Origin of the sequence: Alteromonas sp. BZK5 (genome assembly GCF_014349115.1) — a bacterium.
Taxonomy (GTDB): domain Bacteria; phylum Pseudomonadota; class Gammaproteobacteria; order Enterobacterales; family Alteromonadaceae; genus Alteromonas; species Alteromonas macleodii.
This window is the reverse complement of the sequence record NZ_JACSOE010000009.1, coordinates 44,209-59,442: the sequence shown is the minus strand read 5'-3', so window position 1 is coordinate 59,442 and position 15,234 is coordinate 44,209. Positions and strand designations below refer to the sequence as shown.

General features: G+C 45.3%; 11 protein-coding genes. 7 read left to right on the top strand and 4 right to left on the bottom strand.

Going from position 1 to position 15,234, the window contains the following annotated elements; all coding sequences use genetic code 11:
• Window positions 1-209: 209 nt before the first annotated feature.
• Window positions 210-1,640 carry an exodeoxyribonuclease I gene (sbcB, locus tag BIZ39_RS04425; RefSeq protein WP_187446446.1) on the top strand — a complete coding sequence of 477 codons (1,431 nt, stop codon included), beginning with the start codon at window positions 210-212 and terminating at the stop codon, window positions 1,638-1,640.
• Between the two features lie 127 nt (window positions 1,641-1,767).
• Window positions 1,768-3,423: a FapA family protein gene (locus BIZ39_RS04420; RefSeq protein ID WP_014976276.1), complete on the top strand. Its 1,656-nt coding sequence runs from the start codon at window positions 1,768-1,770 to the stop codon at window positions 3,421-3,423.
• 19 nt (window positions 3,424-3,442) lie between these two features.
• Here BIZ39_RS04420 and BIZ39_RS04415 read toward each other — a convergent pair whose 3' ends face one another.
• The 4 genes from BIZ39_RS04415 to BIZ39_RS04400 form a co-directional block, all read right to left on the bottom strand.
• Window positions 3,443-4,846 carry a diguanylate cyclase gene (locus BIZ39_RS04415; RefSeq protein WP_187446458.1) on the bottom strand — a complete coding sequence of 468 codons (1,404 nt, stop codon included), beginning with the start codon at window positions 4,844-4,846 and terminating at the stop codon, window positions 3,443-3,445.
• Window positions 4,847-4,978: 132 nt separating this feature from the next.
• The gene (kynU, locus tag BIZ39_RS04410; protein WP_187446445.1) at window positions 4,979-6,214 is read right to left on the bottom strand and encodes a kynureninase; all 1,236 of its coding nucleotides are present in this window, start codon (window positions 6,212-6,214) and stop codon (window positions 4,979-4,981) included.
• Window positions 6,204-7,346 carry an alpha/beta hydrolase family protein gene (locus BIZ39_RS04405; RefSeq protein WP_187446444.1) on the bottom strand — a complete coding sequence of 381 codons (1,143 nt, stop codon included), beginning with the start codon at window positions 7,344-7,346 and terminating at the stop codon, window positions 6,204-6,206. The genes kynU and BIZ39_RS04405 overlap by 11 nt, the downstream gene beginning before the upstream one ends.
• A 101-nt stretch (window positions 7,347-7,447) precedes the next feature.
• Complete coding sequence (locus BIZ39_RS04400; protein WP_187446443.1) at window positions 7,448-8,623, bottom strand: thiolase family protein; 1,176 nt, start codon at window positions 8,621-8,623, stop codon at window positions 7,448-7,450.
• Between the two features lie 352 nt (window positions 8,624-8,975).
• Between BIZ39_RS04400 and BIZ39_RS04395 the strand changes: the two genes are divergently transcribed.
• From BIZ39_RS04395 to BIZ39_RS04375, 5 genes are all read left to right on the top strand, one after another.
• A complete protein-coding gene (locus BIZ39_RS04395) occupies window positions 8,976-9,383 on the top strand; it encodes a MerR family transcriptional regulator (RefSeq protein ID WP_014949161.1) in 408 nt (135 codons plus the stop codon).
• On the top strand, window positions 9,380-10,549 hold the full coding sequence (locus tag BIZ39_RS04390; protein WP_049586522.1) for an isovaleryl-CoA dehydrogenase: 1,170 nt from the start codon (window positions 9,380-9,382) through the stop codon (window positions 10,547-10,549). The genes BIZ39_RS04395 and BIZ39_RS04390 overlap by 4 nt, the downstream gene beginning before the upstream one ends.
• A 256-nt stretch (window positions 10,550-10,805) precedes the next feature.
• A complete protein-coding gene (locus BIZ39_RS04385) occupies window positions 10,806-12,413 on the top strand; it encodes a carboxyl transferase domain-containing protein (RefSeq protein ID WP_039229963.1) in 1,608 nt (535 codons plus the stop codon).
• A gap of 11 nt (window positions 12,414-12,424) precedes the next feature.
• On the top strand, window positions 12,425-13,225 hold the full coding sequence (locus tag BIZ39_RS04380) for an enoyl-CoA hydratase/isomerase family protein (protein WP_014949158.1): 801 nt from the start codon (window positions 12,425-12,427) through the stop codon (window positions 13,223-13,225).
• Window positions 13,215-15,233, top strand: a complete 2,019-nt coding sequence (locus tag BIZ39_RS04375) for an acetyl/propionyl/methylcrotonyl-CoA carboxylase subunit alpha (RefSeq protein ID WP_049586517.1) — start codon at window positions 13,215-13,217, stop codon at window positions 15,231-15,233. Before BIZ39_RS04380 ends, BIZ39_RS04375 begins: the two co-directional genes overlap by 11 nt.
• The last annotated feature ends 1 nt before the right edge of the window (window position 15,234 follow it).

Below are 15,234 nucleotides of genomic sequence, written 5' to 3'. Positions count from 1 at the left end.
AAAGCTAGTCATCATTTTGTTAGTGCGCAAGTTTCGCGTGATACATCAAAACGCAAAATACTCAAAAAAAGACAATGATTAACGCGTTTTTCTAAGTCTTGCCGATGGCGAACAAGTAAATCACTGTTCATATTAACGCCAGCATTTGGTATTCAATTTCTCGCGGTGTACACTGCCATCAATATTTCTCTAACATCGCAATAGTGGTTATGCACGCACCTACATTTTTGTGGCACGATTTTGAAACCTTTGGCACCAGCCCACAAAAAGATCTCCCCTGCCAATTCGCTGCAGTAAGAACTGATATGGATTTAAATGTGATTGGTAAACCCATAAATATCATGAGCGCCATTGCGAATGATTATTTACCACATCCAGAAGCGTGTTTGGTGACCGGCATAACACCGCAGCAAACCATTCGCGACGGTTCTAACGAAGCTGATTTCGCCGCGCGAATTTATCAGGAAATGTCGACGCCAAATACCTGTAGTGTGGGCTTTAACAGTATCCGATTCGACGATGAAGTTTCCCGCTACCTGTTTTATAGAAACTTTTACGACCCATATTCACGTGAATGGCGAAATGGCAATAGCCGTTGGGATATAATCGATTTAGCGCGAGCGTGCTATGCGCTGAGACCCGATGGTATTAATTGGCCACGCCGAGAAGATGGTGCACCAAGCTTTAAACTTGAGGCGTTAACTGCTGCTAATAATATAGGCCACGAAAACGCTCACGATGCTTTGAGTGACGTCTACGCCACAATAGCGCTTGCTAAACTGATAAAAGAAAAGCAGCCTCGCCTTTTCGATTATGCGCTGTCGTTACGCAATAAACACACGGTTATGCAGCAAATTGATCTCACTAAATCATCGGTATTGCTTCATATCTCGTCTAAACTCCCTGCCTCTCAAGGCTGTTGCACTTGGGTTATGCCTGTGGCAAAGCACCCAACCAACAGCAACGCATTTATCGCTATCGATTTATCGCATGACATTGACAGTTTAGTGAATGACACACCAGAAGAGATTAGACAGGCGCTTTATGCCCCGTCAGATACATTTGACGATGCGTTAGAAAGACCCGGGCTTAAGCTCATTCACGTCAACCGCTCACCGTTTATTACCACAGCTAAAGCAATGACAGAAGACAATGCCGCACGACTAGGACTGGATCGCGAGCGCTGCTTAGACAATTACAAAGTACTTGCCAGTATGCCCGAACTGGCCACTAAAATCGTAGATGTCTATGATGACGACATTCAAAGTGGTGAACTGGATATAGATCACGCGCTATATAGTGGTGGGTTTCTTAATGACGAAGACAGAAGGTGGTGTGAGCGTGTAATTGAAGCACAGCCCGATGATTTAGCCACTCTGAGTGAAAAAACACAGCACGAAGGGCTCAGAAAGCAGCTATTTCGATACCGCGCTAGAAATTATCCTAATACGCTGACCGCAGATGAAATGACCAGGTGGCAGCATCATCGCCAAGCTCGCCTGACTGATTCAGCTTTTCACGGCTCAATCACATTAGAAAACTATATGATGCGGTTGGAATCACTGGCGCATGAACACAGCGACAATCCTGAGAAGCAGGCCATTTTACGCGCACTTTACCAATATGCCGAAAACCTTTGACGGGCGTTTTAGAACGCCTTAAATTAGTAGATGAAAAAAATAGACAGGCCGAGAAAAAGTCAACGTCAAGTAATCGATAGATGCCGCCGATAAAAAGAATACACGTGCGCAAGGGAACAAAGAAGTTATGAATGGCGTAACAATAAGCTTCGACAAATCAAGAACCTACATTAACTTACAGTTAAATCCTTCTGATTTCACGTCAGAAGTTGATAGTAGGGAAATAAGAAAGCAACTAGAGAGCGGTGAAACTAAGCGGCTGTATGTTTCTGAAAAAGCGTTAAAGTCGGCCTGTGATACAGCTAATCATTATTTTAAGACGGGTGATAGCACTGTCGTTCAGGAACGCATTGGCGAGCGCAAAAATGCTGAAATTGAATTTCGCATTCCCGAGGATGGGATGCAGGCGAACCTTGTTCTGACCACACCCTATGGCGGTAAACTTCCCTCATTAAGTACCGTTAAATCTCTAGCAGTAAAAAACAGAATCATTCGTGGCTTAAGCACCAAAACCATTGAATCTATGCTTACCCAAGCAAGGCAGTCTCCTCCAGGCACAGTACTAGAACAAATTGTCGCGAAGGGCCTACCAGCTAGAAATGGCAAAAACTCAAAGTTTATTCCCCTGGTACCAAACGCACTTGAAAGGGTGTTAAAACCCCAGACGGGTGATGGCGAGCGCGTGGACATGCGTAATTTAGGCGAAGTTATTTGCGTTAAAGTGAACACGCCTGTGCTGAGAAGAACCGAGCCAACTCAGGGCCGTTCTGGCTTCGATATCAAAGGGAATAAAATTCCAGCCGTTGCGGGCGAATGGGTTAACTTTAAAATGGGCAGCGGCACCGTGGTGTCCGACAGCGACGCCAATTTATTAATGTCTGCAATTTCTGGTATGCCGAAATACCGAGACCAGATAATGAACATTGACGATACCTTCATTTGTAGCGGCGTGAACGTTGGCTCTGGGCACGTGAATTACGAAGGTGCAGTATTGGTAAACGGCGATGTTACAGAGAAAATGCAGATCAAGGCCGCTGGAGATGTAACCATTAACGGCTTTGTGGAGTCGGCGTATATCGAGTCTGGCGGCGACATCATCATTACCGAAGGCGCGATGGGTAAAGTTAACGATACCCAAGGTGAATTCCAATGCCAATTAGTCGCAGCCGGCAGTATCCACGTTCAACACGGTCAAGGCATTGATATTCAATGTAGCGGTAATATTACCGTTGGTCGTCAGTTGGCGTATAGTCGCCTGCGTTGCGGCGGCGCAGTCATAGTTGGACAAATTGATAAGCCCATGGGAAATCTATTTGCTTGTGACATTATCAGCCAAGATCGCGTTGAAGCTGGCACTTTAGGCGCTGTATCTGGCAGTACGTTGAAAGTTGATTTTAGCCCAGGCTTTAACCAATTGTTAGAGCGCAAAGACTCTTTAGATGAATTGTTGAAGCAAATTCGCGAAAACAATCTTAAACACAAAGAAAAGATTAACCTTATTCAAGGTAAGAAAGTACCTAAAGAGCTTCAACGTAAAGTAGCTGAAGCGTTAGAGCTTTTTAACAATGAGAGCGCATTGCTGGAGTGGCTTGAAAACAAAGCCAACGACGTCAAAGCAGCAAAAGAAAACTACCAATCAGATATAAAACTTATCGCAAACAAACGTCTTTATCCCGGGGTCTCGGCGAAGCTTAATAACCGTAACTGGCGTTCTGAGCGAGAATACGACAGGGCGCAAATTCGTTACGATTCGCACCAATGGCACTACGACCCTTTAATTTGACCTAACTAGTTCACTGAAGTTACTGTGCCACAGTTACGTTGCCATACCCTTGGCGCTTTGACTGGTACAGTGCCTTCATGGTGCGTTCAAACCACTCTGTGAATTCCTCAGACTCCCTGAGTTCAGATAAACCCATGGCCGTTTTAAAGCTCTCGACAAGCGAGTGATGGGTAGAAATGCAGTCTAACAATCTGTCTGCAAGGTTTTTAGCTGCGTTTAACTCGGTTTGAGGGCACAAGATAATGAACTGTTCACCGCTAAAACGCGAAACAACATCGACTTCTCGAACGGTATTTAGACAATTCGTTGCCACGGCTTTTAGCGCCTCTTCTTTAGCCGAGGGCTCAATTGAATCTCTGTCATCGCTTACAGGGGTTAGTTCGATAACAATTAACGAAGCCGTAGTGTGAAATCGATGGAAACGTGAGATTTCTTCTTCCGCACGCTGGATCATATGGTTGCGGTTATATAGCCCCGTTACCGTGTCGTGAGCAGACAAGAAAGCAAGGGTCTTGTTCTTTTCTAACAAGGTTGCTTGTAACGCACCTATTTCCTCGTTTTTCTGGTTAATAATACGCTTGTAGCCGCTAACGTTTCTATTTCTAAAAGTAAAAAGCAAGAAAACTAAAATGACAATCGCGGTGCTCAAAACCATAACGACATAGTTACGACTATAGCGAACTTGGACATTATTCCACTGCTTATAAATTTCTACCTTTCGCGTTTCTGGGATACGCTCAATGGCAAAGTTAAGCTTGTCCACCAGGTGGCCATAGGTTTTGTTCACACCAAAAGCTAATGAGTCGAAGGGCTCGGCGTAACCAACAATATTGAGGTCTTTCAACTTCAAATTATTGATGTGCATATTCACGCTCATTAATGAGCCCACCATTACATCAAACTCATCATTCGCCAGCTGCTTTAGCCCTTCTTCTTCAGACGGAATAAGCTTTAAACGTAACCCCGGATAGTGTCGTGAAATATATTCAACTTGGCGATAACCCTGAACAATCCCTACTACTCGATTTCCCACTCCAGCGTAGCCTTGTATCATTGGCATTCCAGACTTAGCCACCAGTACATTGGGCGCTTCAAAATACGGCACGCTAAAGTCGAGGAACTGCTTTCGATAGTCTGAAGTATTTAGCATGGGGATAACTTGGCATTTCCCCTGCTGAACGTACTCTAGGCTCTGTTGCCAGCTCTCAGTGGGCACTAGGGTAAACGTTAATTCAGATAGTTCAGCAATCAGTTGCATATACTGAGCAGAAACCCCCACATGGATACCGTTTCTGATTGCTTCGTAAGGCGCCCAGTTAGGATCTATACAGTACGTTACATTATTAGATTGTTCAGATGCCGCCTTTTGACCAGCTTCTGCTTGTAGGAGCGCGCTATAACAATTCGCTCCTACAAACAACATGGTACAAAGCAGATATTTTTTTATTTTTTTCAACTGCACACCCAAAACATGTGAAGATATCGATGACAACCGCGAAGTATTAAGCGTAAATTCAAAAATTGCAATTATTTAGCTGATAATCTCGCTTTTCAGCTAGGTAACGCTCTGTCTTTGCTGAAACTCATCGATTTCATAGCGCTTTTTATTCATAATTTTGGTAAGGCTTGCCACCGCTTTTTCAATATCGACGAAACTTAAATACAATGGCGCAAAACCTATTCGCAGAATATTTGGTGCACGGAAATCTGCAATCACCCCCTCAGCGATCCACGCTTGGCAAATGGCGTAAGCGTGGTCGTGAGCGAAAGCTAGCTGACTACCTCGATTATCAATATTGGGGCTTACAATGGAAAATTTGTCCAGAAGACCTGCGCGCTTGGCTTCAGCGATGAAAAATGCCTGTAGCTTTTTGGATTTTTCATCAATAGCTTTAAGTGATACATCTTCAAATACGTCTAATGCCGCATCTAAAATGCTCATTCCAATAATTCCTGGCGTACCGCACAAGTTTTGCTTCACAGAATTGTCGCCAGCGTAATCAGGGGAAAATGAGAAAGGCGAGCTGTGCCCCATCCAACCAGACAAAGGTTGTTGATACTGTGCTTGATGTCGTTTAGCGACATAGATAAACGCTGGCGCACCAGGGCCGCCATTTAGATATTTGTAGGTACAGCCGACTGCAAAGTCCACATTACATGCGTCTAGGCTGACAGGAAATGCTCCAGCACTGTGCGCTAAATCCCACAAAGTTAAAATGCCTTTTTGATGGGCTTGCTCGGTAATGGTTTGCATATCGAGTTTGTTGCCACTTCTGAAATTTACCTGTGTCAGCATCAGTACGGCAATATCATCAGTTAGCTGTGATCCAATACATGCTTCGTCAACATAGCGAATACTGTAATCGCTGCCTAGTAAGTCAAGCAGGCCTTGCACCATGTAAATGTCGGTAGGAAAATTATCGCGGGTCGTCGCTATTACCTTGCGACTTGGGTGCATTTTCAACGCCGCACTTAATACTTTAAACAGATTAATAGAAATGGAGTCACAACAAATAACTTGGCCACTTTTAGCGCCAATCAGGCCGCCAATCTTATCACCCACTATTTGAGGTAGATGGATCCACTGATGCTTGTTCCAGCTTGTAATGAGCCCCTTTCCCCACTGTTCATTGACAACTTCGTCAGCTCGCTGTTTCGCAGCCTTAGGAAGAGGTCCTAGCGAATTCCCGTCTAAATAGACCGTATTAGCGGGAAGCGAAAACGCCTGCGCCTTGTCACGGAGTGGATCTTTAATATCAAGTTGTTCAGCTGAAAAAACCTTATTCATCATGTTCACTAATAACCTCAAGTAAAGCATCAAAGGATGTTGATTCAGGGTGAAGCCAATCGAAATGGCCACCATTTTTAATTATTTTTGGGTTGGTTCCAGATAATACAGCGTGGCGCGCTGGCACTATACTATCAGCATCGCCTTGGAGTAGTGTAATTGGCAAACTGCCATGGGTTGGGCGTGGTGTCGCCCTTTGATATGCGGTTGGAACATCTTCAGGCGTTCCATTCATGAATTTCGCTGTAGCCGACTGGCAGCTGTTATGTCCCATGGCATAGGACTGGATGTCCGTAATTGCCGCTAACCCGATAATCCGTTTTATGTTTGCGCGCGATAGGCTCAAGGATGACGAAGAAAGACGTTGCGCAGCAAGCAGAGCTAAGTGCCCACCAGCAGAATGCCCCGCAATGTAAATGTTAGTGTAGCGCCCTTCGTTCTCTATTCGTTTTAAGGCTGTACTTATTGCTTGTGTCACGTCGTCTAAACTACCGGGCCAGCCACCGCCTTCATCACCTACGCGCCGATACTCTGTTACGTAGACACCCATCCCAAGCTCTGCTAAAGCATGATACATCCCTTTCGCATGTTCGTAACCGTAGGCATTAAGCCAACACCCACCGTGAATAAATATTAACGCTTTATCAGCATACATTTCGTTCGTAGACGAACGTCCGTGCCAAGTATAAATCGTTTGTAATGGGTCATCGCCGTAGCTGAATTGTTCATCAGCTTCGCTTGTTGGCAAGACACCCAACGCTGAATAAGGCACCTGGCTTATTTTCTTGGGGTAAATAGCTGACGATTCACTGTTTGCGTGGGCACTGTTGGCATGGGTGTCATCCGAAGTCTTTTTTTCTTCGTTAGTGTGGGTGTCTTCCGAAACAGCGTTGTTAGAAACATCAACGGTTGATTGAGTTTCGTGAAGCGCAGACAGAGTTAAGTCATCGTGGGTGTCTTCAGTACTCGATAAAGAACGTGATTCCTCGTAGTGAGTGCCATTGTTATCGTGGGTGTCTACGTAAGTCGAGTTTACTGAAAACGATGAGTCAGCTTGGACTTTCGTAACAAGCGTTATAGTGGATAGGGCAACCGCAAGGGTTATAGAATTGATAACGTTAGTCACTGTCTTCATGCTTTTGTATTTTTCTTTATATTGAACCACAGAGCGAAATCAATGTGATTAGGCTCCGTGATTAAATATTTTACATATTTGCCATCTATAGCTATAGCGGCTTAGAGCATTTCAACGGCAAGCGCTACACCCTCACCACCACCAATACATAAAGATGCGATACCTTTGCGACCACCGCGTTGCTTAAGCGCGTGAAGTAGTGTTACCAAAATGCGTGCACCAGAGGCTCCAATTGGGTGACCCAATGCACAAGCGCCGCCTTTTACGTTTACTTTACTTTCATCTAATCCAAGCTTCTTGACAGCCAACATGGTTACCATGGCGAAGGCTTCGTTAATTTCGAAAAGATCGACTTCTTCTTTCGTCCAACCTGCTTTATCCAGCACTTTTTCCATAGCGCCAACAGGCGCAACGGTGAAGTTTTCAGGTTCAATAGAATTTGTAGCGTGAGCAACCACGCGCGCAAGCGGTGCTAGACCAAGTTCATTTGCTTTGCTTTCGCTCATTACAACCAGTGCCGCTGCACCATCAGAGATTGAGCTTGAGTTAGCAGCCGTGACTGTACCGTCTTTTTTGAAAGCCGGTCTTAGTGTTGGAATTTTTTCTGGGCGAGCGGAACCTGGGCCTTCATCGGTATCAACAACGGTATCGTTCTTACGAGAAGAGACTGTCACGGGTACTATTTCATCGACGAAAGTTCCGCTGTTTATTGCTTCATGTGCCTTGGAAAGCGAGCTTAGAGCAAACTCATCCATTTCACCGCGAGAAATATTTTCTTCATCAGCAGTATCCTGTGCGAAGCAGCCCATTGCTTTGCCGTCATAGGCATTTTCCAGACCGTCTAACATCATATGGTCAAGCACTTGACCATGACCCATACGATATCCAGTTCTAGCTTTAGGCAACATATATGGCGCATTACTCATGCTTTCCATTCCGCCTGCCACGACTGTTGTCGCACTGCCTGCTTTAATTAAGTCGTGCGCCATCATTACCGCTTTTAAGCCCGACCCGCATACTTTGTTGATAGTTGTCACACCTGCACTTAGCGGAAGCCCCGCCCCCAGTGACGCTTGTCGCGCTGGAGATTGACCAAGACCAGCAGGTAATACACACCCCATGATGACTTCATCAATTACAGAGACATCCATCTCTTCACAGGCTGCTTTAATCGCAACTTCTCCAAGTTTGGTCGCAGCAAGCGAAGATAAATTACCGTTGAAACCACCCATTGGTGTGCGCTTAGCCGCGACAATAACTACTGATTCGTTACTCATAACCGTGCCCTTAAAATTCATATAAATTATAGAGTTAAGTGAAGAAATCTACGTAGATGTATACAAAAGTAAACACCCCTAACAGCTACAACGTCTTGCCTTCACCATGAAAAATTGACGTTAGCAAAATGTTACTCTACCTTAACGTAAAATGTAATTAACGTTAACGTAAACCTGTACTAAGTATGTGTCAACCAAACACTACGTTTTAATATAGCGGTATATAAAACCATCTACCTTAAAACGATAGTGCTATTGCAATGACACCCAACCTACTACAGAGAATTTAATTACAAAGACACCCACGTCAAAACAAGGGTGTTAAACAGCGCTGAAATACAAGGTACGTGTAATGAGCAAGTACGACGACGAAACAACATATGCAATAGGCGAACTCGCTCGAGAGTTTGACATTACTCCTCGTTCAATTCGTTTTTACGAAGAACAAGGCCTAATGTCACCGTCAAGAACGGGACAAAATCGCGTTTATCTGAACAAAGATAGAGTGCGCTTAAAGCTGATCTTGCGAGGAAAACGACTAGGATTTTCCCTTGCTGAAGTCAAAACACTGTTCGACATGTACGACACCAACCCCAATTCGGCTATTCAGTTAGAAGCCATGCTCGAAATGACTGAACAGAAAAGAGCGGTGCTTAAACAGCAGCTAGAAGACATCCAGATGTTAATGACTGAACTGGATGATGTTGAAGCACGTTGCCGTGAAGAACTCGCAGAACTCAAACGAGGAAATATCGCATGAACACCTCCTACCCTACTTTAAATTTTGGACTTGGCGAAGACATCGAGATGTTACGTGATCAGGTCTATCAATTTGCACAAAATGAGATTGCTCCTCTTGCTGAACAAGCAGACGCAGACAACCAATTCCCAAACCAATTGTGGACAAAACTTGGTGATATGGGCCTATTGGGCGTTACTGTTTCAGAGCAATATGGTGGCTCTGATATGGGCTACCTTGCGCATACTATCGCAATGGAAGAAGTTAGCCGCGCGTCAGGTGGTATCGGTTTGAGCTATGGCGCGCATTCGAACCTTTGTGTTAACCAGATCTTTAAAAACGGTAATGATGCCCAGCGTGAAAAGTATCTACCTAAGTTAGTAAGCGGTGAACATATTGGTGCACTGGCAATGAGTGAACCCAATGCAGGTTCAGACGTTGTTAGTATGAAGTTAAAAGCTGAAAAACGCGGCAACAAATACATCCTAAACGGCAATAAGATGTGGATCACGAACGGTCCTGATGCACATACATTTGTTATCTACGCTAAGACCGACCCTAACGCAGGGCCAAGAGGGATCACAGCGTTTATCGTAGAGCGCGATTTCCCTGGCTTTAGCCGCGCACAGAAACTCGACAAACTAGGTATGCGCTCTTCTAATACCTGTGAATTAGTTTTCGAAGATTGCGAAGTACCAGCTGAGAACATTCTTGGCAAAGAAGGCGAAGGTGTTCGCGTACTTATGAGTGGCCTAGATTACGAGCGCCTTGTTTTATCAGGTGGCCCGCTAGGCATTATGCAGTCGTGCATGGATATCGTAGTACCTTACATTCACGACCGTCAGCAGTTTGGTCAATCAATTGGTCAATTCCAGCTAGTACAAGGCAAAGTAGCTGACATGTACACGCAAATGAATGCCGCACGCGCGTATGTCTACACCGTTGCACAATCATGCGATCGCGGTGAAACAACGCGAAAAGATGCTGCTGGCGCTATTCTTTACTCAGCGGAACTGGCAACCAAAATGGCATTAGATGCCATTCAGCTACTTGGTGGTAATGGCTACATCAACGAATACCCGACGGGACGCTTATTACGTGATGCCAAGCTTTATGAAATTGGCGCAGGAACGTCTGAAATTCGCCGAATGCTTATAGGCCGCGAGCTATTTAACGAATCGAAGTAATACGGAGTTCTGGGTGGAAACAAACTTCGTTTGAAACAGGGAAAGCTCAGGCATTCCCTGTGTCATTGAAATTAGGAAGACACCCACCCTACTCTATTTAAAGTAGATTTAGAAACGCTGAACTTTATTAACAGGCTAATGAATTGCAAAGACACCCACCGCAGCGCAAGCGCTTAGCATGGGTGTCTTGTTAATCATCTTGCTAACTAGTGGCTAACGCGACAGCCGTCGCCTAGGCCCAACACAAGGAGGGGTTATGCCCGTTCTTCGCTCAAGTATAAATACGAAATCTGAAACATTTATCGCAAATGCTGAACACATGCAGGCTCAGGTAAATGATCTCCTCGAAAAAATCGAACAAATTTGCCAAGGTGGCGGTGAAAAAGCGGCGGAGCGCCACGTGTCTCGAGGGAAACTTCTACCTCGCGACCGAATCAACGCACTGATTGACCCAGACACGCCCTTTCTGGAAATAGGCCAACTGGCAGCATGGGAAGTCTACGAAGACTATGTACCTTGTGCCGGAGTCGTTGCCGGTATCGGTATTGTTGCAGGTATCGAGTGTATGATTGTAGCTAACGATGCCACTGTAAAAGGCGGGACGTACTACCCCCTTACCGTGAAAAAGCACCTTCGCGCTCAGACTATCGCAGAGCAAAATAACCTACCTTGTATTTACTTAGTAGATTCAGGTGGCGCTAACTTGCCCCGTCAAGATGATGTATTCCCAGACAGAGAGCACTTTGGACGCATCTTTTTTAATCAAGCGAATATGTCTGCTAAGAATATTCCTCAAATTGCGGTAGTAATGGGTTCCTGTACAGCCGGTGGTGCTTATGTTCCCGCCATGGCTGATGAAAGCATTATCGTTAAAGAACAAGCGACTATTTTTCTAGGCGGCCCACCGCTTGTTAAAGCTGCAACAGGTGAAGTAGTTACCGCAGAAGAGCTTGGCGGTGGTGACGTTCATACTCGAATTTCGGGTGTTGCCGACCATCTCGCTAACAACGACCACCACGCACTTTCATTAGCGCGTAATGCTGTCTCTAGACTAAACAGAAAGAAGCCAGAATGCCTGGACGTGGCCGAGGTAAAACCTCCACGCTACGACACCAAAGAAATATACGGCATTGTGCCTGCTGATAGTCGTCAGACATACGATGTAAGAGAAATCATTGCGCGTGTTGTGGATGACTCAGACTTTGATGAATTCAAACCGCTTTACGGCACAACCTTAGTTTGTGGTTTTGCACGCATTTTCGGTTTCCCTGTAGGCATTGTGGCTAACAACGGCATACTTTTCGGTGAAAGCGCGCTTAAAGGTGCTCATTTTGTCGAACTATGCGCCATGCGAAAAATCCCTCTCGTATTTTTGCAAAACATCACAGGCTTTATGGTCGGTAAGCAATACGAGCACGGCGGTATCGCAAAACACGGTGCAAAAATGGTAACCGCTGTAGCATGTGCGAATGTACCAAAACTCACAGTCCTCATCGGCGGCAGTTTTGGTGCAGGTAACTACGGCATGTGCGGCAGAGCCTATGACCCACGCTTCCTTTTCATGTGGCCAAACGCTCGAATTTCTGTAATGGGTGGTGAACAAGCTGCTGGCGTTCTCGCTCAAGTTAAGCGCGACCAAAAAGAGCGCTCAGGCGAGTCATGGTCGCAAGAAGAAGAAAAGGCATTTAAACAACCTGTTATCGATACGTACGAAAAACAAGGACATCCATACTATGCGTCTGCAAGGCTTTGGGATGATGGCGTTATTGACCCAGCGGATACTCGATTAGTGCTTGGCCTATCGCTTTCAGCGGCACTTAACAAGCCTATCGAAGACACCCAATTTGGCATATTTAGAATGTAGGAGTGCAGGTAATGGAACAATCAGTTATTTACAGCGTAGATGAAAGAAACATTGCCACTGTTACTTTAAACAGAGCTGAAAAACATAATGCCTTTGACGACGAAATGATAAACGAGCTTACTCGCGTTTTTAAAAAAGCGGGGGAAGATAAAAGCGTTAGGGCACTAATCCTGAGAGCTGAAGGCAAAAGTTTCAGTGCAGGAGCCGATCTTAACTGGATGAAAAAAATGGCCAGTTATACCGAAGCGCAAAATGAAAGTGATGCACTTGCATTAGCAACCATGCTGCAGACGCTTTATAAAATGCCGAAGCCCACGATAGCAAGAGTACAAGGTGCAGCTTTTGGCGGTGCTGTTGGTTTAATTGCATGTTGCGATATTGCTATTGGAAGCAAGCTCAGTAAATTTTGCTTAAGTGAAGTTAAAATTGGCCTTATTCCAGCAACCATCAGCCCTTACGTGGTTGAAGCTATGGGCGCACGAGTATGCCGACGCTACTTCCAGACCGCTGAAGTATTTTCTGCGCGCAGAGCAAGACGACTCGGACTTTTGAGCGAATCAGTAACAGAAGACGAACTCGATAGCACTATCGACAATATTTTATCAAACATACTGAAAAACGGCCCCCAAGCAGTGGCGAAAGCAAAAGACTTAGTGCAATGGGTGTCTACGCAAGAGATTAACGATGCGCTTCTCACAAAGACGAGCAAACTTATCGCACAAGTTAGGACATCTGAAGAAGGTCAAGAAGGTCTGTCAGCCTTTTTAGAAAAGCGCAGTGCTTCATGGGTGGAGGTTAAGAATGATAAATAAATTACTAATTGCAAACCGTGGTGAAATTGCTTGCCGCGTTATAAAGACAGCCAACGCTCAAGGTATAAAGACAGTCGCCGTTTACTCTGACGCCGACAAAAATGCCCTTCATGTACAAATGGCTGATGAAGCTGTTTATCTAGGGCCATCTCCGTCGAAGAAAAGTTATTTACGAGGCGAGTTGATCATTGAAAAAGCAAAGGAGCTTGGTGTAGACGCTATCCACCCAGGCTACGGCTTTCTCTCAGAAAATGCTGAGTTTGCGAATCTATGCGCCAAAAACAATATTATCTTTGTAGGCCCACCAGCATCTGCAATTGAAGCGATGGGTTCTAAGTCTGCCGCCAAACACATTATGGAAAAAGCTGGTGTTCCTTTGGTTCCAGGCTATCACGGCGACGATCAAAGTGAAGCGGTATTAAAAGGCGCTGCCGATGAAATGGGATACCCAGTTCTATTAAAAGCCGCTGCTGGCGGTGGCGGTAAGGGCATGCGCCAAGTGTGGAGTGAAAAAGAGTTTTCTCAAGCATTAAATGCAGCCAAACGTGAATCTATGGCGAGCTTTGGTGACGACCATATGCTGGTTGAAAAGTACCTGACGCGCCCTCGTCATGTTGAAATTCAAGTTTTCTGTGACACCCATGGTAACGGCGTATACCTTTTTGAACGTGATTGTTCGGTTCAACGCCGACACCAAAAGATTATTGAAGAAGCCCCTGCCCCCAATATGTCTCAGTCAGTGAGAGAAAAAATGGGTGAAGCGGCGATACTCGCGGCGAAAGCCATTAACTACGTAGGTGCGGGAACGGTTGAGTTTTTACTTGATGAAGACGATTCATTTTACTTCATGGAAATGAATACACGCTTGCAAGTAGAGCATCCTGTGACAGAAATGATCACCCGTGAGGATTTGGTTCACTGGCAATTAACTATTGCCGAAGGAAAGCCCCTTCCTAAACAACAAAATGAACTCACCTTAACAGGACACGCATTCGAAGCGCGCATTTATGCTGAAGATCCAAACAACGAGTTTCTACCTTCTACCGGCACGCTGCGCCTGTTACGCACACCAAAAGAAAATGACGTAGTTCGCGTTGACACAGGTGTCGTTGAAGGTGATGAGGTAAGCGTTTTTTACGACCCAATGATTGCCAAGCTTGTGGTTTGGGGAGAGAACCGTGAGATAGCGCTCAAACGCTTAATTAGTGCATTGGGTGACTACTATATTGACGGTGTAAGCACAAACATCGACTTCTTAAAGCGTGTCGCAACACACCCTGCGTTCGTTGCCGCTGAGCTTACAACTACGTTTGTGGAGAAACACCATGATTCGTTGTTTAGCGCGACAAGTGAGGATGCAGCTAGCGATGACACCCAAGTAAATATTCCTGTGATGGCATTGCTTTCACTTTTAAATAGAAAAGTTTCTAGAAGCGATAAAACCCCATCTGTTTGGTCAACCGTTGGTGCGTGGCGCGCTAACGCAAATCATACAGAAATTCTCACCTTGCTTTGCAACCAAGAAGAAGTGCATGTTGGGGTCAAACACCAGCGTCACGGAACTGAAGATGCTTGGGAGCTATCTGTTGGAGACAATTCCTATAACGTTAAAGGCAAGCTGGTAGATAGTGCTTTGCATGCAACAATTAATGGGTACAAATCAACATTTACGTATTCAGATAATGATGGCGTGTTTACACTCTTCAACAAAGACACCCATGCTAAGTTCAGCCTAATCTCAGCATCTCTTGGTGATGATAACGATGATAATGGCGACGCTAATTTCAGTGCCCCGATGAACGGAACCATAGTGGCGCATTTGGTCGAAAAGGGTGTGTTGGTCAAAAAAGGGGAGCCTATACTAGTTATGGAAGCGATGAAAATGGAGCACAGCATCATTGCCCCGCACGATGGTGCAGTGGAAGAGTTCTTTTTCAATCCCGGTGAACTAGTTGACGGTGGCGCAACACTGTTGGCGTTCTCCACTAAAGAAGCTGCCGAGGTTTGAT